This window comes from Kumtagia sp. (genome assembly GCF_059502445.1).
On sequence record NZ_JCACER010000053.1, the window covers coordinates 1 to 23276 of the forward strand.

General features: G+C 67.5%; 23 protein-coding genes. 14 read left to right on the forward strand and 9 right to left on the reverse strand.

Annotation, left to right across the window (positions count from 1 at the left end):
- Nucleotides 1–151: 151 nt before the first annotated feature.
- Nucleotides 152–1753 (reverse strand): trimethylamine methyltransferase family protein, encoded by a 1602-nt coding sequence (locus tag AC5JDC_RS16695; RefSeq protein ID WP_495842880.1) that lies wholly within the window; start codon nucleotides 1751–1753, stop codon nucleotides 152–154.
- A 352-nt stretch (nucleotides 1754–2105) separates the two neighbouring features.
- On the opposite strand from AC5JDC_RS16695, the gene AC5JDC_RS16700 reads away from it, so the two are divergent.
- A complete protein-coding gene (locus tag AC5JDC_RS16700; protein WP_495842882.1) occupies nucleotides 2106–3017 on the forward strand; it encodes an acetamidase/formamidase family protein in 912 nt (303 codons plus the stop codon).
- Between the two features lie 56 nt (nucleotides 3018–3073).
- On the opposite strand, the gene pdxR is transcribed toward AC5JDC_RS16700, so the two are convergent.
- Nucleotides 3074–4567, reverse strand: coding sequence for a MocR-like pyridoxine biosynthesis transcription factor PdxR (gene pdxR / locus AC5JDC_RS16705; RefSeq protein ID WP_495842884.1), 1494 nt, complete (start codon nucleotides 4565–4567; stop codon nucleotides 3074–3076).
- A 252-nt stretch (nucleotides 4568–4819) separates the two neighbouring features.
- On the opposite strand from pdxR, the gene pgi reads away from it, so the two are divergent.
- The 3 genes from pgi to AC5JDC_RS16720 all read left to right on the forward strand — a co-directional run bounded on the left by pgi (nucleotide 4820) and on the right by AC5JDC_RS16720 (nucleotide 7942).
- Nucleotides 4820–6460, forward strand: a complete 1641-nt coding sequence (pgi, locus tag AC5JDC_RS16710) for a glucose-6-phosphate isomerase (RefSeq protein ID WP_495842886.1) — start codon at nucleotides 4820–4822, stop codon at nucleotides 6458–6460.
- Nucleotides 6461–6679: 219 nt separating this feature from the next.
- Entirely contained in the window at nucleotides 6680–7399 is a 720-nt protein-coding gene (locus AC5JDC_RS16715; RefSeq protein WP_106774379.1) for an HAD family hydrolase, read from the forward strand.
- A 90-nt stretch (nucleotides 7400–7489) separates the two neighbouring features.
- Entirely contained in the window at nucleotides 7490–7942 is a 453-nt protein-coding gene (locus AC5JDC_RS16720; protein WP_106774380.1) for an SRPBCC family protein, read from the forward strand.
- Between the two features lie 85 nt (nucleotides 7943–8027).
- Here the strand turns inward: AC5JDC_RS16720 and AC5JDC_RS16725 are convergent, their stop codons facing one another.
- A complete protein-coding gene (locus tag AC5JDC_RS16725; RefSeq protein WP_495842946.1) occupies nucleotides 8028–9038 on the reverse strand; it encodes a serine hydrolase domain-containing protein in 1011 nt (336 codons plus the stop codon).
- A gap of 125 nt (nucleotides 9039–9163) precedes the next feature.
- The gene (locus AC5JDC_RS16730; RefSeq protein ID WP_495842889.1) at nucleotides 9164–10045 is read right to left on the reverse strand and encodes a phosphotransferase; all 882 of its coding nucleotides are present in this window, start codon (nucleotides 10043–10045) and stop codon (nucleotides 9164–9166) included.
- 170 nt (nucleotides 10046–10215) lie between these two features.
- Here AC5JDC_RS16730 and AC5JDC_RS16735 point away from each other — a divergent pair, with 170 nt between their 5' ends.
- On the forward strand, nucleotides 10216–10980 hold the full coding sequence (locus AC5JDC_RS16735; RefSeq protein ID WP_106774382.1) for a DeoR/GlpR family DNA-binding transcription regulator: 765 nt from the start codon (nucleotides 10216–10218) through the stop codon (nucleotides 10978–10980).
- 1 nt (nucleotide 10981) lies between these two features.
- Here AC5JDC_RS16735 and AC5JDC_RS16740 read toward each other — a convergent pair whose 3' ends face one another.
- On the reverse strand, nucleotides 10982–11869 hold the full coding sequence (locus AC5JDC_RS16740; protein ID WP_495842892.1) for an NAD(P)/FAD-dependent oxidoreductase: 888 nt from the start codon (nucleotides 11867–11869) through the stop codon (nucleotides 10982–10984).
- Nucleotides 11859–12308 (reverse strand): RrF2 family transcriptional regulator, encoded by a 450-nt coding sequence (locus AC5JDC_RS16745; protein ID WP_495842894.1) that lies wholly within the window; start codon nucleotides 12306–12308, stop codon nucleotides 11859–11861. The genes AC5JDC_RS16740 and AC5JDC_RS16745 overlap by 11 nt, the downstream gene beginning before the upstream one ends.
- 85 nt (nucleotides 12309–12393) lie before the next feature.
- On the opposite strand from AC5JDC_RS16745, the gene AC5JDC_RS16750 reads away from it, so the two are divergent.
- The 3 genes from AC5JDC_RS16750 to zwf are packed head-to-tail and all read left to right on the forward strand — an operon-like array spanning nucleotide 12394 to nucleotide 15746.
- The gene (locus AC5JDC_RS16750) at nucleotides 12394–13305 is read left to right on the forward strand and encodes a LysR family transcriptional regulator (RefSeq protein ID WP_495842948.1); all 912 of its coding nucleotides are present in this window, start codon (nucleotides 12394–12396) and stop codon (nucleotides 13303–13305) included.
- Between the two features lie 40 nt (nucleotides 13306–13345).
- A complete protein-coding gene (gnd, locus tag AC5JDC_RS16755) occupies nucleotides 13346–14353 on the forward strand; it encodes a phosphogluconate dehydrogenase (NAD(+)-dependent, decarboxylating) (RefSeq protein WP_106774386.1) in 1008 nt (335 codons plus the stop codon).
- Nucleotides 14354–14369: 16 nt separating this feature from the next.
- Nucleotides 14370–15746: a glucose-6-phosphate dehydrogenase gene (gene zwf / locus AC5JDC_RS16760; RefSeq protein WP_495842896.1), complete on the forward strand. Its 1377-nt coding sequence runs from the start codon at nucleotides 14370–14372 to the stop codon at nucleotides 15744–15746.
- Between the two features lie 130 nt (nucleotides 15747–15876).
- On the opposite strand, the gene AC5JDC_RS16765 is transcribed toward zwf, so the two are convergent.
- Nucleotides 15877–16365, reverse strand: a complete 489-nt coding sequence (locus AC5JDC_RS16765; protein WP_495842899.1) for a helix-turn-helix domain-containing protein — start codon at nucleotides 16363–16365, stop codon at nucleotides 15877–15879.
- Nucleotides 16366–16440: 75 nt separating this feature from the next.
- On the opposite strand from AC5JDC_RS16765, the gene AC5JDC_RS16770 reads away from it, so the two are divergent.
- The 4 genes from AC5JDC_RS16770 to AC5JDC_RS16785 all read left to right on the forward strand — a co-directional run bounded on the left by AC5JDC_RS16770 (nucleotide 16441) and on the right by AC5JDC_RS16785 (nucleotide 20516).
- Complete coding sequence (locus AC5JDC_RS16770) at nucleotides 16441–17283, forward strand: class I SAM-dependent methyltransferase (protein ID WP_495842901.1); 843 nt, start codon at nucleotides 16441–16443, stop codon at nucleotides 17281–17283.
- 127 nt (nucleotides 17284–17410) lie between these two features.
- Nucleotides 17411–18010, forward strand: a complete 600-nt coding sequence (locus tag AC5JDC_RS16775; RefSeq protein WP_495842903.1) for a Uma2 family endonuclease — start codon at nucleotides 17411–17413, stop codon at nucleotides 18008–18010.
- A gap of 143 nt (nucleotides 18011–18153) precedes the next feature.
- Nucleotides 18154–19311 carry an ABC transporter substrate-binding protein gene (locus AC5JDC_RS16780; RefSeq protein ID WP_106774389.1) on the forward strand — a complete coding sequence of 386 codons (1158 nt, stop codon included), beginning with the start codon at nucleotides 18154–18156 and terminating at the stop codon, nucleotides 19309–19311.
- 209 nt (nucleotides 19312–19520) lie between these two features.
- Nucleotides 19521–20516 carry an ABC transporter ATP-binding protein gene (locus AC5JDC_RS16785; protein ID WP_495842905.1) on the forward strand — a complete coding sequence of 332 codons (996 nt, stop codon included), beginning with the start codon at nucleotides 19521–19523 and terminating at the stop codon, nucleotides 20514–20516.
- Between the two features lie 32 nt (nucleotides 20517–20548).
- Here AC5JDC_RS16785 and AC5JDC_RS16790 read toward each other — a convergent pair whose 3' ends face one another.
- Together AC5JDC_RS16790 and AC5JDC_RS16795 are read right to left on the reverse strand one after the other, a co-directional pair.
- Nucleotides 20549–20953: a type II toxin-antitoxin system HicB family antitoxin gene (locus AC5JDC_RS16790; protein ID WP_106773764.1), complete on the reverse strand. Its 405-nt coding sequence runs from the start codon at nucleotides 20951–20953 to the stop codon at nucleotides 20549–20551.
- Between the two features lie 21 nt (nucleotides 20954–20974).
- On the reverse strand, nucleotides 20975–21181 hold the full coding sequence (locus AC5JDC_RS16795; RefSeq protein WP_495842908.1) for a type II toxin-antitoxin system HicA family toxin: 207 nt from the start codon (nucleotides 21179–21181) through the stop codon (nucleotides 20975–20977).
- 107 nt (nucleotides 21182–21288) lie between these two features.
- Between AC5JDC_RS16795 and AC5JDC_RS16800 the strand changes: the two genes are divergently transcribed.
- Together AC5JDC_RS16800 and AC5JDC_RS16805 are read left to right on the forward strand one after the other, a co-directional pair.
- Nucleotides 21289–22260 carry an ABC transporter permease gene (locus AC5JDC_RS16800; RefSeq protein ID WP_495842910.1) on the forward strand — a complete coding sequence of 324 codons (972 nt, stop codon included), beginning with the start codon at nucleotides 21289–21291 and terminating at the stop codon, nucleotides 22258–22260.
- Between the two features lie 191 nt (nucleotides 22261–22451).
- Complete coding sequence (locus AC5JDC_RS16805; protein WP_106773767.1) at nucleotides 22452–23267, forward strand: ABC transporter permease; 816 nt, start codon at nucleotides 22452–22454, stop codon at nucleotides 23265–23267.
- Nucleotides 23268–23276 lie beyond the last annotated feature (9 nt).

Consider the following 23276-nt stretch of genomic DNA (forward strand, 5'->3'; position numbering starts at 1 on the left):
ATACTTCCGAGCCATCGCCAAAGGTTGGGTTCTCAGAGATGTGTGCATGCCGTAGTGCGAAGCGGGGGAGAGGTGGCGAGCCCGAAGGGCGAGACGGAGAGGGGGTTCTCTGTCCGGCGTCAGGAAGGCTCAGAAGAGGCAGAGGGCTTTCTCACAACCCCATGCCGCTGCGCGGCAGCTTGATCAGGTCGCCGAAGGTGGCGCGCAGGCGGTCGTCCAGAAGCTTCGGCACATGGCGGGGGAAGCGCTCGGCGAGCACGCGCTTCTTCTCGGCGATGGCGCGCGCAAGAATGTCGGGCTTGCCCTTCTCGTTCCACTCCTTGGGCGAAAAACGGTCGCCGACGGCGGGATAGAAATATTCGGTCTGCATGAGGCGCAGCGTCTGCTCGTTGCCGAGATAATGGCCGGGGCCGTTGAGGCAGACTTCCGTGATGGTATCGATCGACAGCGCGGCGTCGGTGACCTCGATGCCGCGCACGCAGCGCTGGCAGTAGCCCAGCATGTCGTTGTCGATGATCAGGCTTTCCAGGCAGAAGCCGAGCAGCGAGGCATGCATGCCGGCCGATTCATAGACGAGGTTGAGGCCCGACAGGCCGGCCATCACGTCGGTGATGCCCTTTTCGAAGCCGGACTGGATGTCGGGCAGCTTCGAATCGGCCATGCCGGCGGCGGAACCGCCCGGCAGGTCGTAGAACTGCGCCATCTGCGCACAGGCGGCCGTCAGCAGCGCCTGCTCGGCCGAGCCGCCGGACATGGCGCCGGTCCGCAGATCCGACACGAACGGCCAGGTGCCGAAGATGGCGGGATGACCGGGCTTGAGCGCGTTGACGTAGACCAGCCCGATCAGCACCTCGGCCACTGCCTGCACCACCGCGCCCGCGATCGCCGCGGGGGCGGTGGCGCCGGCCTGGCCGGCCGACAGCAGCAGGATCGGGATGCCGCCCTCGACGCAGGCCTCCAGCACGCCGCAGGCATCCTCGGCGAACTTCATCGGCGGCACGACGAAGCAGTTGGAGTTCGACACGAAGGGTCTTGCGCGGAAATTCTCCTCGCCGCCGGCGATGGCGTAGAGCATCTCCAGCGCCGGCGCGACGTTCTCGCGCACGGTGAAGGACGTGCCGACATGCTTCGAGGTGCCCATCACGCAGGCGTAGAGCGTGTTGAAATCCATGGCGAGCGGGTCGGGCACGTCGCGCGGCACCATCGGGCGCTGGAAGAAATGGATGTTGTCGAGCCCGTCGACGAGGCGGGCGGCGTCGTAGATGTCCTGGAGTTGCGATTCGCGGTATTCGCGCTTCTCCACGTCGACCAGATGCACCGCCGCACCGGCCGTGCCGTAGTGGACGCGCGTGCCCTGGATCAGCATGTCGTGGCGGGGGTCCTGGCCGTGCAGCGTGAAGTTGCGAGCGGCCTTGCGGATGGTCGCCTCGATCAGGCCGCGCGGGAAGCGCAGGCGGCCGTCGGCGCCGAGGATCGCACCGGCCTTCACGCAGACATCGGCGCAACTCGGGATGGCATTGGCGAAGCCGACCGTCTCGAGCAGAGTCAGCACGGCCTCGTGGATGCGCTCCAGGTCGTTCTGGACCAAAGGCTTGTACCTGCCGCCTTCCAGCCCGGGGCGGACCGGGCGGACGTCGTCGGCAAGCGGCGCGGCCCTCAGCGCCCGGCGCGCCTCGCGCCCGCCGGAGCGGCGCGAGCGCGCTTCCGCCGCGGAATCCTGCACCACGGTCGCAATCTCCGCCGGAGCCGACATGCTCTTTCTCCCTTCGCGGAACGATCCGACCACTGTGAAACCGCGGGCCGGTGGCTCGTCCGAACAGTCCCCTTGACGCGGACTATGCTCCGCCGCCGTGACGGACGGATGGACCAGAGAATACGGCAAGATGGTCCAGAAAAAGCGCTGGTTAGCGGCCGTGCGGGAGCGTCGGGTGACGCCCGCGGCTTGCCGGGCACGATGAGCTCGCCGCGCAATAGGCCAGCCCTGCGCCGCCTCCGCGGTCGGGGCGGCGCGCAGCGGAGCACACTCCGCCGGGTCGCGAGCGGGCACGAACGCCGAGTGAAGCGATGGCTTGCCGTGCCCGCGGGGCTCGGCTACGGCTTCATCCATGACGACACATCGCTTCACCGCCACCCAATGGCACAACGTGCTCGGCACCTTGCCCGCAGCCCTCACTATCGCTTCGGGCGACACGGTGATCACCGAGACGCTCGACGCGCATGGCATCGACAGGGACGGCGTGCAGCGGGCCGCCGAGCCGAACCCGATGAACGGCCCGATCTTCGTGACCGGCGCGGAGCCGGGGGACGCACTGCGGGTCGAGATCGTGCGCATGACGCCGATCCGCGCCACCGGCTGGACCCGCGCGTCGCTGGCGGGCAACGTCGTCGATCCGGAATTCGTGCGCGGCCTGCCGCCGCGCGACAAGGTCAACTGGCGGGTCGACCGGCAGGGCTTGACGGTGACGCTCGACCCGCCGGTGCCGGGCCTCGAGCATCTCACGCTGCCGCTCGAGCCGATGATCGGCTGCTTCGGCGTTGCGCCGGCGCTGGGCCAGGCATTCTCGACCGCCACCAGCGCCGAAAACGGCGGCAACATGGACTATCGAGGATTTGGTCCCGGCGCGACCGTGTGGTTCCCCGTGGCCGTGCCCGGCGCGCTGTTCTTCCTCGGCGATTGCCACGCAACGCAGGGCGACGGCGAGATCGTCGGCACCGGCATCGAAACCTGCTTCGAGGTCGAGTTGCGGCTGACCGTCGAAAAGCGCCGCGCTCTGGTGTGGCCGCGTGGCGAGAACGCCACGGACATCTTTTCGGTCGGCAACGCCCGGCCGCTCGACCAGGCGCTGCAGCATGCGACGACCGACATGTTCAACTGGTTGACCAGCGAGCATGGCCTGAGCCCGGCGGCCGCCAGCCATCTCATGGGCCAGGTCGTACGCTACGACGTCGGCAACGTCTTCGATCCGGCCTATACGATGGTCTGCCGCATCGACAAGAAGTGGCTGCCGAAGCGCTAGAGTGGCCGTCATGCTCGGGACAAGCCCGAGGATGACGGAAGATCGTCGACCGGCGTTTATGCCGCCGCCGGCCGCCTTCCCGCCGCGGTCGCGAGTTCGCGGATGCCAGGCTCGATGTGCTGCAGCGCGATCGAGGAGATGCCGAGGCGCATGAAGCGTACCGGCTTCTGTGCGCCGTCGAAGAAGCGGTCGCCCGGCTCGATGATGACGCTGCGCGCCGCCGCCGCTTCCGCCAGGCCACGTGCATCGATGCCGCGCGGGCCTTCCAGCCAGAGCGAGGTGCCGCCGGCCGAGTCGGTCGAGCGCCATTCCGGCAGGAAGGCTGAGATCGCCTGGGAGAGCCGCTTGCGCCGCTCCTCGAAGGCGCTGGACAAGCGGCGCACCAGCGCCTCGTGGTGGCCGAGCGACAGGAACAGCGCGACCGCGCGCTGGTTGTTGGCCGGCGGATGGCGGAACATGAAGCGCCGCAGCGCCCGCAGCTCGGCGACCAGCGGCGCCGGCGCGACGATGTAGCCCATGCGCAGGCCGGGCGCGAGCGTCTTCGACATCGAGCCGACATAGATGACGCGCCCCGAACGGTCGAGGCTCTTCAGCGCCTGCTGTGGCGCCTCGTCGATCAGCTGGCTGTCATAGCCGTCCTCGATGACGATCTGGTCGTTGCGGCTGGCGCGCTCGAGCAGATCCTGCCGGCGCTCGGCAGACAGCGGCACCATGGTCGGGCAATGATGGCTCGGCGTGACGAAGACGAAATTGGCTGCGTCGGGGATCGCCGAGGTGACAATGCCGGAGCCGTCAACCGGCGTCGGCACAATTTCGGCGCCGGCCAGCCGGAAGATCGAGCGGGCGTCGGGATAGCCCGGATCCTCCATCGCCACCCTGGTGCCCTTGGCCATCAGCAGCGTCGCCAGCATGTAGAGCGCGTTCTGCGCGCCGAGCGTGACGATGATCTCGTCGGGATTGGCGAAGATGCCGCGCCGCGGCAAGAGCCGCGCCTGGATCTGCTCGATCAGCAGCGGATCGTCGCGGTCGACCATGTCGGCCGCCCAGTTGCGGATCTCGAGCACGGCCAGCGCCATGCGGTTGCACTCGCGCCATTCGGCGGTCGGGAACAGTGCCGGGTCGAACTGGCCGTATACGAACGGATAGGACGACTTGATCCAGTTCTCGTGCTTGGCCGGACGCGGCATCTCGCTCGGCGCGAACTGGCGCAGCGCCTTCCAGTCGACGTCGCTCGCCGTCTCCTGCTGCCTGTGGTGCGGCTTGGCGGGGGTGGCCAGCACCTCGGGGTTGACGAAGTGGCCGCGACGCTCGCGCGCCACGAGAAAACCCTGGTCCACCAGCTGCTGGAAGGCGAGCACCACCGTGCCGCGCGCCACGCCGAGTTTTTCCGCCAGGATGCGGCAGGACGGCAGCGGCATGGAGGCTGCGATCTGGCGGTCGAGAATGGCGGCGACGATCGCCTGACGGATCTGGGCCTGCAAGGTCTGGCCGGATTCGGCCGAGATGCGGAAGAGGCCGGACCATATGGCCGTGTCGTTTCTCTGGGGCATCGGCGTTTCCTCGAACAAGATTATTCTTCATACTTTTTGGACCAGTGAATGGTATTCTTGGTCCAACGGCTTGCGCCAATGAAAATTTCTGATCGCAAGGATTTGTACCAGTGATGCATCAAGGCCGGGCCAGCACGGCGCCAGCCGATGAGCGCGATGCGAAACGATTGAATTTCCCGCGCCGCTGTCCCCAGCGACGCAAAGCCGTGCTATTGGCCAGCCGGTTGGCCATCCAGCTTGCGGAGAAGAGCCGTGACGACAGCTTCCACCAAAGCGGCGCTCGACGCCCTGCGCGCGCATCGCGCCAAAACGCCTTCCGACATGCGCGCGGCGTTCGCCGCCGATCCCGGCCGATTCGCCGCCTTCTCGCTCGGCGACGGCGACCTCTTGCTCGACTGGTCGAAATGCGCCGTCGACGCCGAGACCATGCGGCTGCTGGGCGAGTTCGCCACGGCGACCGGGGTCGCGGCGCGGCGCGACGCGATGTTTTCCGGGCAGAAGATCAACATCACCGAAAACCGCGCCGTGCTGCACACCGCGTTGCGCAACCCGGCCGGCACCTCGGTCCTGCTCGACGGCATCGACGTGGTTCCCGAGGTGCATGCCGTGCTCGACGCCATGCGGCGCTTTTCCGACGCGGTGCGCGACGGCTCGGCGACGGGCGCGACCGGCAAGAAGATCACCGACGTCGTCAATATCGGCATCGGCGGCTCGGATCTCGGCCCGGTGATGGCGACGCTGGCGCTCGCGCCCTACCATGACGGGCCGCGCGCGCACTACGTCTCCAATATCGACGGCGCGCATATGCACGACACGCTGAAAGGCCTGTCACCGGAGACGACGCTGTTCATCGTCGCGTCCAAAACCTTCACCACGGTGGAGACGATGACCAATGCCGAGACGGCGCGGAACTGGATCGTGGCGGCGCTGAGCGCGGCGGCGACCGAAAAGCATTTCGCCGCGGTGTCGACCGCGCTCGACAAGGTCGCGGCGTTCGGCATCGCGCCGGAGCGCGTGTTCGGCTTCTGGGACTGGGTCGGCGGCCGCTATTCGCTGTGGTCGGCGATCGGCCTGCCGATCATGATCGCCATCGGCGCCGACAATTTCCGCGCCTTCCTGGCCGGCGCGCATGAGATGGACCGGCATTTCGCCACCAGGCCGCTGCTCGAAAACATTCCGGCGGTGATGGGTCTCGTCGGCTTCTGGCACCGCGTCGTCTGCGGCTACCCGGCCCGCGCCATCATTCCCTACGACCAGCGGCTGGCACGCCTGCCCGCCTATCTGCAGCAGCTCGACATGGAATCGAATGGCAAGGGCGTGACGCTCGACGGCAGGGCGGTGGCGACGCCCACCGGCCCGCTGGTGTGGGGCGAGCCGGGCACCAACGGCCAGCACGCCTTCTTCCAGCTGCTGCACCAGGGGACCGACATCATCCCGGTCGAGTTCCTGGCGGCGGCCCAGGGCCACGAGCCGGAGCTGAAGCACCATCACGACCTGCTGCTCGCCAACTGCCTGGCGCAATCGGAGGCGCTGATGAAGGGCCGCACGCTCGACGAGGCGAAGAGCCAGATGCTGGCCAAGGGCATGAAGGCGGACGAGGTCGACAGGATCGCGCCGCACCGCGTGTTCTCCGGCAACCGGCCGTCGGTGACGATCCTCTACGAAAAGCTCGACCCGCGCACGCTCGGCCGGCTGATCGCGCTCTACGAGCACCGCGTCTTCGTCGAGGGCACGCTGTTCGACATCAATTCCTTCGACCAGTGGGGCGTCGAGCTCGGCAAGGAGCTGGCGACGGCGCTGCTGCCGGTCGTGGAAGGCAAAAAGGATGCCGCAGGCAGCGACGCCTCGACGGCCGGCCTGGTGGCGCATATCCATCGGCTGAGGGAGAGCTGAGGACTATCGCGGGCTTGGCGCCCGTCCTACCCCCCTCTGTCCTGCCGGACATCTCCCCCGCAAGGGGGGAGATTGGCCTTCCGCTTGAGTTTCGCCAGTCGCCAGCGGCGCAGGTGAGGCGCGAAGGGCGAAGCCGCCAATCTCCCCCTTACGGGGAGATGTCCGGCAGGACAGAGGGGGGTGCGACGCGCGCAGAAAACGGAACCTGAGGGCAAAATCTTGCAAGACATCAAAGGCATCCTGTTCGACAAGGACGGGACACTGGTCGACTTCCAGGCGACGTGGTTCGCGATCGGCGACCTGCTCGCGCTGCAGGCGGCGGGCGGCGATCGCGACAAGGCGAACGCGCTGCTGGCGATCGCCGGCTACGATTTTTCCGCGCACCGCTTCAAGGCCGACTCGGTGTTCGCCGCCGGCACCAATGCCGACATCGTGGCCCTGTGGTATCCGCAGGTGCCGGCCGCCGAGCGGGCCGAAATGACGGTCGGTTTCGACCGCTTCACCGCGGAAGCGGGCGCGGCGCAGTCCGTGCCGCTGCCCGGCAGCCGCGACGCCATCGCCGCGCTGCATGCCGCCGGCTTCCGGCTGGGGGTGGCCACCAACGATTCCACCGGCGGTGCGGAGAAGACGCTGGCGGCGCTCGGCGTGGCGCAGATGTTCGACGCGGCCTACGGCTATGACGGCGTCGCCAAGCCAAAACCGGCGCCCGACACCATCTACGCCTTCTGCGACCTGACCGGCCTCAAGCCGTCGCAGATCGCCATGGTGGGCGACAACCGCCACGACCTCGAAATGGCGCGGGCGGGCGGCGCCGGCCTGGCGGTCGGCGTGCTGTCCGGCACCGGCACGCGCGACAGCCTTGCGCCGCTGGCCGACGTGGTGCTGGATTCGATCGCGGAGCTGCCGGCGTTTCTGCTTGGCGCGCGGTTGGACCAGTAGCCGCCGCGGACCAGCCAGCACTTTGGTGCGATGGACAGCGCCTTCCCCGTCGGCTAGGCCTTGCGCACCATCATCCGCGGAGGACGTTCCATGGCGCTCACCATCGAAGGCGAGGAAACGATCGCCGCCCCGATCGCAAAGGTCTGGGCCGGGCTGAACGATCCCGAGGTGCTGAAGGCCTGCATTCCCGGCTGCCAGAGCCTGGAAAAGACCTCCGACACGGAACTCGCCGCCACGGTGGTGCTGAAGATCGGCCCGATCAAGGCGACGTTCAACGGCGAGGTGACGCTCACCAAGCTCAACCCGCCGCATTCCTACACGATCTCCGGCGAGGGCAAGGGCGGCATCGCCGGCTTCGCCAAGGGCGGCGCCGACGTGACGCTGAGCGAGGCCGGCCCCAACGAGACGCTGCTGAAATACGCCGCCAAGGCCGATGTCGGCGGCAAGATCGCCCAGCTCGGCAGCCGGCTGGTCAGCTCGACCTCGAAAAAGCTCGCCGGCGAGTTCTTTTCGACGTTCGGGGAGAAGGTGAGCGCGTCGTAGGCTTCGCTCGTCAGGCGGTTCCTTTGCGGCCGAGCCTCGAAGGACGCAGCTGGGCAGCCCGATGACCCCGGCCAGGGATTTGGCTTTATGCCGCCTCGACCGCCGCAATGACGCCGGTCGCCAGCGCGTGCAGCTCGTCGCGGTAGCCGTTGCGTGCCGACGGATTGTCTTCCGCCGAGGTCATGACGATCGTCAGTTTGAGGCCGGGCACGATGTAGAGCATCTGCCCGCCATAGCCCCAGGCGTAGACGGCCTCGCGCCCGCCGAGCGGGCGCAGGAACCAGCCAAAGCCGTAGCCGTCGCCGTTGAAGCGCGAAATGGTGCGCGGCTGCCAGGATTGTGCGATCCAGTCGGCGGGCACGAGCTGCTCGCCATCCGGCGCGCGGCCCTGATTGCGGTAGAGTTCGCCGAAGGCGGCGAGCGAGCGGGCGCTCATCGCCATCTGGTTGCCGCCGACATAGATGCCCTGCGGGTCGCGGTCCCAGGAGGCGATGCGGAAACCGTCGAGCGGCCCGAGCCAGTCGCGGGCGAGCGCCAGCGTGGATTTTTTGCCCACCCGCGTCAGGATGGCCGAAAGCAGATGCGTCGAGCCGGTGGAATAGAGCATCGGCCCGCCCGGCTCTTCCTCAAACGGCATGGCGAGGGCGGCGCGCACCCAGTTAGAGCTGGAGACCCAGCGGCCGTAGTTCGGGCCGGAGGTGCGGCCCAGCCCCGACTGCATGGACAGCAGGTGGCCGATGGTGATCTCGCCCATGCGCGGATCGGGGTCGGCCGGCAGGTCGGCGCGCAGCAGCGGCGCGATCTTCTGGTCCGGCCCGTCCAGCAGTCCCTTGTCGATGGCGATGCCCACCAGTGCCGAGACGATCGATTTCGACGCCGACTTGATGTTGGTCGGGCCGGCAAGCCTATTGCCGCGATAGCCGCGCTCGGCGACGGTCTCGCCGTTGCGCAGCACCAGCACGGTCTTGAGCGCGGTGAGGCTTTCCGCCTCGTCGAGCAGGTCAGGGACCGTCGCGGGCGGGGTCTGGGCCCGGGCGACAGCGGGCCGCGCGAGCGCGGCGGAGGCGGCGAGGCAAAGGAGCACGCGTCTGTTCATGCCGGCGAGATAGGTGTCGCGCGCGGCGAAAGCTGGGCCGTCGGCCCAGCGCCGGCCGGCTTCACGCAGATGTGACGGCAAGGGCTCTGATCAGCGCCCGATGGTTTTGAAGGCGGTGCCGGCTCCTATCGCCCGAACGTTGCCCGATACCGATCCAGCGCGGTTTCCAGCCGCTCCAGGTTCTCGGCGGTGTAGGCGACGTAGTCGGCGCCGGGCGCGTCGAGGTGGAGTTCCGACACCAGGCTCCACATCGCCTCGCGCAGCAGCGAGGCGCATTGCATTGCCGCGAAGGCGCGGCGCAGCGAAGGGTCCGGCGTCTCGCCGAAATAGGCGGCGAGCAGGGCGTCCGCCTCGGGCTCGTCCATCCCGGCATTGGAGGCGATGCCGGCGACGTCGAACATGGCCGTGTTGAACCCTGCATATTCGAAATCGATCAGCCACAGCCGCTCGCCGTCGTCGAGGAAGTTGGCGGGCAGCAGGTCGTTGTGGCCGAACACGATCGGCAGCGGCTTCTGCGCCTGCTCCAGTTCCTCGGCGAGCGCCAGGAAGCGCGGCAGCTCCGCCCGCAGGCGGCTTCCGCCGGCGGCGAGCGTGCGCGCATAGTCGCGGACGACGTGGAACACCCAGAACATGAAGCCGGCGCCCGAGACATGGCGCGGCATCTCCTCGTGAAAACGCCGCACCAGCGCGGCGACGCGGCCGGCATTGGCGCGCACGTCGCCGCCCCCATAGGTGCGGGCGCCGAGGAAAGCGGTGACCATGACGCCCGGCTCGGCGAAATGCACGGCGGGGCCGAAGCCGGCCGCCTCGGCGGCGCGCGCCGCCATGATCTCGCGCTCGCGGTAGACGTGGTGGAAGGGAAAGTCGCGGCCGAGCCGCACGACGTGCCGTCCTCCGGGATCGGTGACCAGAAAGCTCTCATTGCTGAGGCCGCCCTTCAGCGGCTCGATCGTCACCGGTCCCTTCCACAGCGGCAGCGCGCGAATGCGGTCTTCCGTGGCCGTCATGCCGGTACCCTGCTCCTCACGGCCGGCACTGTCTTGCGGTCCTTTTGCCGTGTCAACAAAAGCTGTGGCTATTTCTGCGTTGTTGACCGGCGAAGCCGTGGATTCGTTGTGTTCTCTCGGCATTTCCCGTATCAACCGGGCAGAGAGAGGCGCCGGGACGGGACACCCTGATGAACCATTCCAAGCGGCATGGCGAGATCCTGCGCCTGGTGCAGGAGGCCGGCACCATCACCATCGCCGATCTTGCCACCAGGCTCAACGTCTCGCTGGAGACGGTGCGGCGCGACGTGAAGCCGCTCACCAGCGACGGCTCGGTGCTGAAGATGCACGGCGCCATCGGCCTGCCGGCGCTGGCCGGCGAAGCGCCGTTCGAGCGGCGCATGCGCGAGAACGCCGACGCCAAGCGTCTCATCGCCAGGACGGTGGCGGCGACCATCCGCGACGGCGACTCCGTCATGCTGGACACCGGCACGACGACGAGCTTCCTTGCCCGCGAGCTGCTCAGCCACCGGCGGCTGACCGTGATTACCAACTCCTCAGACATCGCCCGCACGCTCGCCACCGTCAACGGCAACAAGGTCTACATGGCCGGCGGCGAGCTGCGCAGCGATTCGGGCGCTGCCTTCGGCGGCTCGGCGGTGGAGTTCGTCAGCCGCTTCAGCGTCAACCACGCGGTGATCAGCACCGGAGCCGTCGATGCGGTCATGGGCGTGATGGACTATGATCTCGAGGAGGCGGAGTTCGCCCGCATGGTGCTGTCGCGCGGCGCCCGCCGACTGGTGGTGACCGACCACTCGAAATTCGGCCGGCAGGGCCTTGTCCAGGTCTGCGGCTTCGACGGCTTCGGCGAGCTGGTCACCGACCGCGCGCCGCCGCGCGACATCGCGCAGGCTTTGGACAAGGCCGCCGCGAAACTGACGATCGCAGCGGCGTAGCTCACGCTTCGAACACCAGCGAGCGGTGTGCGGCGGCGCCGGCCATGGCGCCGTCGGCGACGACGATGGCGACATTGGCGGCCTTGCGGTTGATGTCGCCGGCGGCAAACACGCCCGCGACGCTGGTCTGCTGAGTCCCGTCGACGCGCACATGCGGACCGAGCGGCCCGTCCTCCAGCGCGCAACCCAAAGCCTCGGCGATGCCGCCCGCGGGATGCGTCCTTGGCGCGGTGAAGAGCGCGGACAGCGCGACACGCCGCCCGTCGGCGAGGCGGACGGCAAGGCCGGCCGCGTCGTCTTCGATCGCCTCGACACGCTCCCGCTCCACCGTGATCGCGTGGCGCGGATGCGCGTGGGCGTCTTCCGGCTGGACGCCGTTGTGGAAGAAGACAACCGGAGCCCAGTCGGCGACCAGCTGTGCCTGATGCGAAGACATCGGCCCCGTCGCCAGCACGCCGATAGGCCCGGCGGGAATTTCGTAGCCGTGGCAATAGGGACAGTGGGCGACGGTCCTGCCCCATCGTTCGCGCAGGCCGGGAATGTCCGGCAGCGTGTCGGTCACGCCGCAAGCGAGGATGAGCCGCGCGGCCATGAGCGAGGAGCCGTTCGGCAGGTCGACGGCGAAGGCGCCTTTCGTGCCGCCGCATCGTTCGGCCCGGCCCTGCACGACCGACGCGGTGGGATAGGCGAGCAGCTGGCGCCGCGCCTCGTCGAGGATCTCCGCCGGCGCGCGCCCGTCCTGGCCGAGGAAGCCGTGCGAATGGGCGGCGAAGCGGTTGCGCGGCTGGCCGTCGTCGACGACGACGACCTTGCGCCGGGCACGGGCGAGCTGCATCGCCGCCGACAGGCCGGCAAAGCTTCCGCCGATGATGGCGACGTCATGATCCATGGTGTCTTGCTCCTTCGTTGGCGAAGCGGTGCCGGAAATCCGCCGCCAGGTCGGCGAGCGTGAATTTGGCCAGGCAGCCGCGCAAAAAATTCTCGGCCTGCCGGCGGCAGTCCTCCAGCAGTTCGTCGACGGCCGCCTCGACCAGGCAGCCGGGGCTTTCCGGCTCGCTGCGCACCGGCAGCAGCGATTCGCCCAGCGCCTCGCCGATCTCGGCGAGCGAGATGGCCGCGGGAGGACGCGTCAGGACCATGCCGCCGCCGCGGCCGCGCTCCGTCGACAGGATGCCGGCCTCGCGCAGCCCCGCGAAGACGCGGCGCACCACCACCGGATTGGTGTCGAGCCAGCGCGCCACCTCCTCGGAGGTGCGCGGCCGGTCGGGCTCCTGCGCCATGTGGACCAAGGCGTGCAGGGCTGCGGAAAGGCGGCTGTTGCGCTTCATGTAACTTACGTAGTTACAATATTACGGGAGGTCAACAGCCTTGCCCGCCCTTCCCATCGCGGCTGTCGCGGTGTCTATTCCGTGCATGGCCTTCACGCTGAGACAGCTTCAGTATTTCGTCGCCGTCGCCGAGCAGGGCTCGGTGTCGCGCGCCGCCCAGAACCTGTCGATCTCGCAGTCCTCGGTCACCGAGGCGGTGAAGGAACTCGAGGGCGACCTCGGCGTGGCGCTGTTCGAGCGCCATCCGCGCGGGCTGACCATCACCCACAAGGGCCACCAGTTCCTGCGCCACGCGACGAAGATTCTGACCGACGTCTCGGACGCGCGCCGCACCTTCTCCGCCGAGCAGGAGCGCGGCGGCGGCAGCCTGCAGCTGGGCGTCACCTCGCTGGTTGCCGGCTACGTGCTGTCCGATCTCCTGGCGCGTTATCGCCGCGCCTTTCCCGGCGTCGAGGTCGGCGCCATCGAGGACAATGGCGACTATCTCGAGCACCTGCTGGTCGGCGGCGAGCTCGACGTCGCGGTGATGGTCATCTCCAACCTGCGCGACCGCATGGCGCTGCAGGCGGAAATCCTCGAGGTCTCGCCCTACCGGTTGTGGCTGCCGCTCGGCCATCCGCTGTCGGCCGCCGAGATCATCGGCATCAACGACATCGTCGCCGAGCCGCTGATCATGCTGACCGTCGACGAGATCGAGGAGAACACCGGCAAGCTGCTGGCGGCGCTCGGCGCGCGGCCGCATGTCGCCTTCCGCACCCGCTCCGTCGAGGCGGTGCGCAGCCTGGTGGCCACCGGCGCCGGCATCGCGCTCCTGCCCGACCTCGTCTACCGCCCCTGGTCGCTGGAAGGCGACCGCATCGAGTCGCGCGACGTGTCAGGCGCGCTGCCGGTCGTCCAGGTCGGCATGGTGTGGCGGCGCGGCTCCAGCCTGCCGCAGTCGGCGCGCGACTTCATCGGAATTGCACAGGGCCAGCGTACGATCCGGCATCGGCTGTAGACCGCAGATCATCGAGTTGCACAGGACAAGAGGCGCAAAGATGCAGATCGGCATGATGGGACTGGGCAGGATGGGCGCCAACATGGTGCGCCGCCTGATGCGCGGCGGCCACGAATGCGTGGTGTACGACATCAATCCGGCGAGCGTGGCGGATCTGGTGAAGGACGGCGCGGTCGGCGCGGCCGCGCTGGAGGAATTCATAGGCAAGCTGGCCAGGCCGCGCACGGTCTGGCTGATGCTGCCCGCCGCCATCACCAACAGGGTCGTCGAGCAGGTCGCGGCGCTGCTGGAACCGGGCGACATCATCGTCGACGGCGGCAATTCGCACTATCACGACGCCGTCGACCAGGCGGTGCGGTTGCAGGCAAGGGGCCTGAGCTTCGTCGACGTCGGCACCAGCGGCGGCGTGTGGGGGCTGGAGCGCGGCTACTGCCTGATGATCGGCGGCCCCGACGCCGCGGTGAAACATCTCGAGCCGATCTTCGCCACGCTTGCACCCGGCGCCGGCGCGGGCTCGGCCGAAGGCGGCGACCTCGGCACCGCGCCTCTCGGCTACCTGCATTGCGGGCCGAGCGGCGCCGGCCATTTCGTCAAGATGGTGCACAACGGCATCGAATACGGCGTCATGGCGGCCTATGCGGAAGGCATGAACATCCTCAAGCAGGCGAACGCCGGCAGCGAGCACCGCGACGCCGATGCCGAGACCAGCCCGCTGGCGCAGCCGCAATATTATCGCTTCGACATCGACCTGCCCGCCGTCGCCGAGGTCTGGCGGCACGGCAGCGTCATCGGCTCGTGGCTGCTCGACCTGACGGCAGGGGCGCTGAAGGCCGATCCGGCGCTGGCGCAGTTCGGCGGCAGGGTTTCCGACTCCGGCGAGGGCCGCTGGACGCTCAAGGCGGCGATCGACACCGGCGTGCCCGCGCCGGTGCTGTCGTCGGCGCTGTTCAGCCGGCTCACCTCGCAGGGCGAATCGGAGTTCGCGGACAAGCTGCTGTCGGCCATGCGCTACGCCTTCGGCGGGCATGTCGAGAAGCCGAAGGCGTGAGCGGGGAGGCATGATCATGGCGACCGAGCGATCCGATGCGCTGGTGCTCTTCGGGGCGACCGGCGACCTCGCACACAAGAAGATTTTCCCGGCCCTCTATGACATGGTGGCGCGCGGGACGCTGGCCGAACCGGTGATCGGCGTGGCACTGGAGGACTGGGATGTCGGCAAGCTGCTGGAGCGCGCCCGCGACGGCATCGTCAAAGCCGCGGGCGGCATCGACGACGCGGTTTTCGCGAAGTTCGCGTCGCTCATCCGCTATGTCAGCGGCGACTATCGCGACCAGGCGACCTTCGACAAGCTCAGGGCGGCCATGGAGCCGGCCCGGCACCCGCTCTACTATCTTGCGGTACCGCCCAGCATGTTCGAGCCCGTGGTGCAGGGCCTGGAACAATCCGGCGGCGCGGCCGGCGCGCGCCTCATGGTCGAAAAGCCGTTCGGACGCGACCTGCAGTCGGCGCGCTGGCTGAACCGGGTGCTGCACATCGTCTTCGCGGAGGAGGCGATCTTCCGGATCGACCACTATCTCGGCAAGGAAGCGATCCAGAACCTGCTCTATTTCCGCTTCGCCAATTCCTTCCTCGAGCCGATCTGGAACCGCAACTTCGTCGACAGCGTGCAGATCACCATGGCCGAGGATTTCGGCGTCCAGGGCCGCGGCCGCTTCTACGACGAGGTGGGGGCGATCCGCGACGTGATCGAGAACCATCTGCTCAACGTCCTGCTGCTACTGGCGATGGAACCGCCGGTCACACGCTCGATCGAGGACCTCATCGACGAGAAGGTACAGGTGCTGAAGGCGGTGCGCACGCTGACCAGGGACGACGTGGTGCGCGGCCAGTTCAAGGGCTATCTCGACGAGCCGGGCGTCAGGCCGGAATCGCCGGTCGAGACCTTCGCGGCGGTGCGCTTCTTCGTCGACACATGGCGCTGGAAGGACGTGCCGTTCTTCATCCGCGCGGGAAAAATGCTGCCGGTCCGGGCGACCGAGGTTGTGGTGCGCCTGAAACCGCCGCCGCTCGGCGTGTTCGACGACATCGATGCCGCGCAGGCCAACTTCTTCCGCTTCCGCATCTCGCCGGAGATCGCGATCGGCCTCGGCGCGCGCCGCAAATCCCCCGGCGATGCCATGGTCGGCGAGCAGGTGGAACTGAGCGCGATGGACGACGCCGCCGGCGACATGGAGCCTTATGAGCGCCTGATCGGCGACGCCATGAACGGCAATGCCCAACTCTTCACCCGCCAGGACGCCAGCGAGATCGCATGGCGGATCGTCGGGCCGGTGCTGAACGACACCAAGCCGCCGCATCTCTACGAGCCGGGCACCTGGGGCCCGGCCGAGGCCATGGCCGGCTTCGGGCCGCCGAACGGCTGGGTGAACCCAGCGGCTTGAACGCGGTTCTCGAGAGGCAGGCGGAGAAAGGGCCTCGACGAATGGCTGCTCGAAGCCTCGCCTGCTTATGGATTGCGCTGGGAGGGGGTCATTCCGCCGGAACTCACGACGCGGAGGCTCCGAAAAGACGTCACCGGCGTCGTGCGGCGCCGGCGCGCTGTGAGGTTGCGGCGCGACCTGACGGGGCGACCTCCTCCGCCTTGAACACCAGCTTCGGCGGCTCGAAGGCGCCAGCGCCGGCGAGGCGCACCGCACGCCGGAAGGTGGGGCAATCCATCGGGTGCGGCGCCGGGCACGCCGCGGCATGGCGCAGCCCTTCGCGCATGGCGGTCAACCTCTGGATGGTGCGGTCGAGTTCTTCGGCCTTGGCCCGCAGCCGGTCCCGGTCGATGTGCGGCCGGCCGCTGGGCGGCAGCATCTCGGCGATCTCGTCCAGCGCGAATCCGGCGGCGCGGCCGAGCGCAATCAGCGCCAGGCGCTCGAATATCTCGGGGTCGAACAGCCGCCGAAGGCCGCGCCGGCCGACCGACGCGATCAGCCCCTTCTCCTCGTAGAAGCGCAGCGTGGATGCCGGAACGCCGGAGCCGCGCGCAACGGCGGCAATATCCAGATTTTTCACCCTTGACCTCAAGTTCACTTGAACTGGCATAGTGGCGCATGCCGTCGATGCAATCAATGCCAAGGGAGAAGCCAGATGTCGGACATGTCGCCCAATCGTGATCAGGCAGCGCTGTGGAACACCGCCAGCGGCACGGCCTGGGTCGAGATGCAGGCCGTGCTTGATCGTATGCTGGAGCCGTTCGGACGGCTCGTGGTCGATGCCGGGGATCCCGGCGAGGGCGGCCGGGTCCTCGACATCGGCTGCGGCGGCGGGGCGACCACCTTGGCGATGGCGCGGCGCGTCGGTGCCGGCGGCCGCTGCCTGGGGCTCGACATCTCCCGCCCGCTGGTCGCGGCGGCGAAGGCGCGTGCCGTCGCCGAAGGCGTGACCAATGCAAGCTTCGTCGAAGGCGACGCACAGACCCATCCGTTCGAACGGGACCGGTATGATGCCGTCATCTCGCGCTTCGGCGTCATGTTCTTCGACGATCCGGTGGCGGCGTTCGCCAATATACGTGGCAGCGCGCGGGCTGGTGCGAAGCTGGCCTTCGTCGCCTGGCGCAGCAGGGCCGAGAACGAGTTCATGACGACAGCGGCCCGCGCAGCGGCTCCGTTGCTGCCGCCGATGCCCGTTCCCGATCCGGACGCGCCCGGACAATTCGCCTTCGCCGACAAGGCCCGGGTGACGTCGATCCTGGAGGCGAGCGGCTGGTCCGAGGTCGATCTCCAGCGGGCGGACGTCGCATGCCGGGTGGATGAGGACGATTTGATGGCCTATGTCACCAAGCTCGGTCCGGTGGGCCTCGCCTTGCGGGAGGCGGACGACGCTACGGTGGAAAGGGTGACCGCGGCGCTGCGCCTGGCGTTTGCTCCGTTCGTGGAGGCCGGTTCCGCGCGGTTCGCCGCCGCCTGCTGGCTGGCGACGGCGCGGGCGTGATGCGCCTGACGCGCCAAGCACAACAGAAATCCGATGTCGCCTCAGCAACTACAACGCCGGGAACTCTGGGGCGGCCGACGCTCGCATGCTTGTTTGCACCTTGGTTTGTCGATGCTAGCCTGACCTTATGAACCAGCAGTTCCGATCTCCAGGGCTCTCACCCACGACGCAGGCCGCCGAGGGCCTGATGCGGCGGCGCTGGACCGTGGCCGAGATCGAGGCGGCAACGCGAGCCGGGATCATCGATGAGAACGAACGTTTCGAACTGATCGGTGGCGAACTCGTGCCGATAGATGTGAAAGGCATCCACCACGAGCTCCTGAAGAATGCGCTCAGCTATTATCTTGTAAGGAACACTCCGGAAGAGTTCCGTTTGGCTGTCGCGACGACCTTCCGTCTCGACGAGGGCAGCTTTATCGAACCGGACTTCATTTTTTTCCGCAAAGCCGACGGCTTGGCCAACCTCAATCCGCGCACCGCGCTGCTCGCCGTCGAGGTCGCGGATTCCAGCCTGAAATGGGACCTCGGCCGCAAGGCCAGGATTTACGCCAATTTCGGCGTTCCGGAACTCTGGGTCGTCGAAGCGGTGTCACGTGTCGTGCACGTCCACAGGCGCCCGGGTCTGGAAGGCTATGATGAGGTCGCCAAGGTTTCGGAAGATCAGCCGCTGGTTTCCACAGCCGTACCCGGTCTTTCGGTGACGCTCTCCACTCTGGAAGCCATATAGTCAGGCCAGTCCCAATCTATCGGAAAATCCGATATCGGCGTTCTGACAAATGAATTTGCGAAAGCGCAGCATTCGCGTCACCTTCATCCTTGAGGGATGACGTCGCCGCCGGAGAGCGACGCCCCGTAATGGGAGACGTTGCCATGAAAGCATTCCTGAAATCCTGTACGGCGCTTGCCGCCGCACTTGCCATGAGCGGCCAGGCCATGGCGCAGCTGAAGGAAGTCGGTGCCGGCGAAGGGCAGGTGACGATCATCGCCTGGCCGGGCTACATCGAGCGCGGCGAGACCGACAAGAAGTTCGACTGGGTCACCAAATTCGAGGAGGCGTCGGGCTGCAAGGTCAACGTCAAGACCGCCAACACCTCGGACGAGATGGTGGCGCTGATGAACGAGGGCGGCTTCGACCTCGTCACCGCCTCGGGCGACGCCTCGCTGCGCCTCGTCGCCGGCAAGCGGGTGCAACCGATCAATGTCGACCTGGTGAAGAGCTGGTCGACCGTCGACGACCGCCTCAAGAGCGCGCCGTGGCACACGGTCGACGGCGTCCACTACGGCGTCCCCTACATGTGGGGCCCGAACGTGCTGATGTACAACACCAACGTCTTCAAGGAAGCGCCGAAGAGCTGGAGCGTCGTCTTCGAGGAGACGACGCTGCCCGACGGCAAGACCAACGCCGGGCGAGTGCAGGCCTATGACGGCCCGATCCATGTGGCCGACGCCGCGCAGTACCTGATGGCCCACAAGCCGGAACTCGGCATCAAGAGCCCCTACGAACTCAACGAGGACCAGTACAAGGCGGCGCTGGATCTGCTCAGGACGCAGCGCAAGCTGGTCGGCCGCTACTGGCACGACGCCTTCATCCAGATCGACGACTTTAAGAACGAGGGCGTGGTCGCCTCCGGCTCATGGCCGTTCCAGGTCAACCTTCTGAAGGGCGAGAAGCAGCCCGTCGCCTCGGTCATTCCCGAGGAAGGGGCGACCGGCTGGGCCGACACCACCATGATGCATGTCGACGCGCCCAACCCCAACTGCGCCTATATGTGGATGGAGCACACGCTGTCCTCCAACCTGCAGAGCGACCTGTCTGTGTGGTTCGGCGCCAACCCCTCGGTGCCGGCCGCCTGCACCGACGGCCGCGGCATGCAGACCAAGGAAGGCTGCACCGCCAACGGCATGGACGATTTCGAGAAGATCCGCTTCTGGACGACGCCGACCTCGAAATGCGCCAGCCAGAACGACCAGTGCGTGCCTTACTACCGCTGGGTGTCGGACTATATCGGCGTGATCGGCGGGCGGTGAGTGATAGCGTCGGCGCGGGAAATCCAGCGCCGCGGCACCCCCTCACCGGCCCTTCGGGCCACCTCTCCCTCTGCCCGGGGGAGAGGTGCCGCAGCCGCCATGCCGGCGCTTCTCCAGCCTGGGTTCCTCTCCCCCGAGCAGGGGGGGAGAAGTGGCCCGAAGGGCCGGTGAAGGGGTGCTTTTTATCTGATCGAGCCCATAGCGGTCCCATGACCCCAGCCGTCTCCTTTGAAAAAGTCTCCCGCCATTTCGGCAGCGTGCGCGCCGTCGACGCGGTCGACCTCGACATCGCGCCGGGCGAATTTTTCGCCATGCTCGGCCCCTCCGGCTCGGGCAAGACCACCTGCCTCCGGCTGATCGCCGGCTTCGAGCAGCCGACGAGCGGGGCGATAAAGATCTTCGGCGAGCGCGCGGACGGCGTGCCGCCCTACCGGCGCAACGTCAATACCGTCTTCCAGGATTATGCGCTGTTCCCGCACCTCAACGTGATCGACAACGTCGCCTACGGGCTGATGGTGAAAGGCATCGGCAAGGCGGAACGCCACAAGGCGGCGGAGGAAGCGCTGTCGCTGGTGCGCCTGCCCGGCTACGGCGCACGAAAACCCAGCCAGCTCTCCGGCGGCCAGCGCCAGCGCGTGGCGCTGGCACGCGCTTTGGTGAACCGCCCGAAGGTGCTGCTGCTCGACGAGCCGCTCGGCGCGCTTGACCTGAAGCTGCGCGAGAACATGCAGGAAGAATTGAAGACGCTGCAGCAGGCGCTCGGCATCACTTTCGTGTTCGTCACCCATGACCAGGGCGAGGCGCTGTCGATGGCCGACCGCGTCGCCGTCTTCAACGACGGCCGCATCATGCAGATAGGCACGCCGCAGGACATCTACCAAAAGCCCCGCTCGCGTTTCGTCGCCGACTTCGTCGGCTCCTCCAACGTGCTGCCGCCGGATTTCGTCCAGCGCTGGTCGGGCCAGCATCGCTGGGGCAGCCTGCGGCCGGAGGCGATCCGCGTCCTGCGCGGCACCGGTGACGGCGTGCCGGCGCGGGTCGTCGCCATGAACTATCTGGGGTCGGCAACACGGCTGGCGCTGGATGCGGACGGGCTGCGCCTGCACGCGACGGTTCCGGCCGGCACGGCGCTGCCGGAGGCCGGTGACGCGGTGATGCTCACCTTCAACCGCGAGCAGCTGCATCTGATGGAGGAGGGCGCATGATGGACCGGCTCCTGCCCGGCGCGCCGGCTCACTCAGGCGGCGTCCTTCAAACGCCTCCGTACCGCCTCGGCGAGAAAAGCCGAGCGCGATTGTCCGGCCGCGGAGGCTGCGCGATCGACCGCCTCAAGCAGGGTCTCGTCCATCGAAATGTTGAGCCGGACCGCGCGTCCGGGCGGATCGAATGGCACAAGCGCCAGGATCGCTCCGGCAGAATCGTCGCTGAAACTGTTATCGGCGCGCAGTTCGGACAGATTTCTTGCGATCGGGAGCGGATCGCCGTCTTCGATCATTCCCGCGACATGGAAGGCGAGTGCTTCCGCACCCTTGCGAAGTACCTCTTCTTCCGTCCTGCCGGTAGAGACGCAGCCGGGGAAATCGGGGAAGGAGATACCGAACACTCCATCTTCCTCATGGATCAGCGCATAGGCGAGAGGCATCGCCAAATCTCCTCTTCGTTCTCACCATTGCCAGCCGGCCTGCCTGTAGATCGAGCGCAGCGTGCCCGTCGGAATCGGATCGGCCCCCATGTCGAGCGTGACTTTGCCGGGTCTCGCTGGATGAACGTACTGGACGTGGTCGCCCGGGCCGTGCCGCTTGATCGTCCATCCCTCCTTGCGGAGCCGCGCTGCGATTTCTCGCGGGGTCCGATTGCGCCTGCCCGCCATGGGAATCCGCCATTTTTCTATACACAAAGATACACAAGTGCGGATATCGGTTCAAGGGCGGGGGCAGTTGCTTGCAATTTTGCCGCTTCTTGTGGCGAGGCAGCCAGATGAGCCTGGACGCCGCGCTTCCCGCCGCCCAGCCCGCCTCCGCAATCCTGCCGCGCCGCGGCGGCACGGCTGGCGCGCTGTCGGACGTGCTGTGGCGTAATCCGCGCTTCCTGCTCATGCTGATGCTCGCCCCGCCGCTGCTGTGGCTCGGCATCGTCTATCTCGGCTCGCTGTTCGCGCTGCTCCTGCAGAGCTTCTTCTCGATCGACGAGTTCTCCGGGATGATCGACCGGCAGTTCACGCTGAAGACCTATGGCGAGTTGCTGCTGCCGGCCAACCTCGACATCATCCTGCGCACCGTGACCATGGCGGCGCTGGTGACGCTGGCTTCTGCCGTTATCGCCTTCCCGATCGCCTATTATGCGGCCCGCTACGCCCGCGGCACATGGAAGGCGCTGTTCTATCTCGGCATCATGCTGCCGCTGTGGTCGAGCTATCTGGTCAAGGTCTACGCCTGGAAACTGATCCTGGCCAAGGAAGGCATTTTGGGCTGGCTGTTCGCCAAGCTGCATCTGACCTGGCTGCTCGACGCCTGGCTGGCGCTGCCGACCGTCGGCGGCAACTCGCTGTCGGTCAGCGCCACCGGCACCTTCATCGTCTTCGTCTATGTCTGGCTGCCCTTCATGATCCTGCCGGTGCAGGCGGCGCTGGAGCGGGTGCCCGTCAGCCTCACCGAGGCGTCCTCCGACCTCGGCGCCTCGCCCGGCCAGACCTTCCGCAACGTTATCTTCCCGCTGGCGCTGCCGGGCATCGTCGCCGGCTCGATCTTCACCTTCTCGCTCACGCTGGGCGACTACATCATCCCACAGATCATCGGCACATCGCGGCTGTTCATCGGCCAGGCCGTCTACGCGCACCAAGGCACCGCCGGCAACATCCCGCTCGCCGCCGCCTTCACCGTGGTGCCCGTGGTCATCATGGGGTTCTATCTCTGGGGCGCCAAGCGTTTGGGGGCCTTCGATGCGCTGTGAGACGCTTTGCGCGCTGCCAACCCCCACCCCTAACCCCTCCCCTCAAGGGGGAGGGGGACAAGATTGCATTTCCGCCAGACGCCGCTCTTCGACAGTTTTGCATTGCATAGCGGCCGCAAAGTCCCCCTCCCCCTTGAGGGGAGGGGTTAGGGGTGGGGGTAATCTTGGTCGAATAGCGCAAGGAAACCCCCATGCGCTCTGACCGCTCGTCCCCCGCCCCTCTTGCCCTGAAGATCGCCGCGGCGGCGGGGCTCTTGTTCCTGCACCTGCCGATCCTGCTGATCTTCGTCTATGCCTTCACCACCGAGGAGAAGAGCTACCAGTGGCCGCCGCCGGGCTTCACCACGCAGTGGTTCGCCGTCACCTGGAGCCGGCCGGACGTCTGGCAGGCGCTGTGGCTGTCGGTGAAGGTCGCCGCCATCTCCACCGCCATCGCCATCATCCTCGGCACGCTCTGCGCCGCCGCCGTCAGCCGCACCAAATTCTTCGGCCGCGAGGCGATCTCGCTGCTGGTCATCCTGCCGATCGCGCTGCCCGGCATCATCACCGGCATTTCGCTGCGCTCGGCCTTCAGCCTGATGGAGATACCGTTCTCCACCTGGACCATCGTGCTCGGTCACGCCACCTTCTGCGTGGTGGTGGTCTACAACAACGCCGTGGCCCGCTTCCGCCGCACCTCCGGATCGATGATCGAGGCGTCGATGGATCTCGGCGCCGACGGCTTCCAGACTTTTCGGTACGTGGTGCTGCCCAACATCGGCACGGCGCTGCTGGCCGGCGGCATGCTCGCCTTCGCGCTCAGCTTCGACGAGGTGATCGTGACGACCTTCACCGCCGGCCAGCAGCAGACGCTGCCGATCTGGATGCTGGAGGAATTGGTGCGTCCGCGCCAGCGGCCGGTCACCAATGTGGTAGCCATGGTCGTAGTGCTGGTGACGGCGCTGCCCATCCTGCTTGCCTACTACCTCACCCGTGACGGCGATCAGGTCGCGGGGGCGGGGAAATGAAAGAGAGCG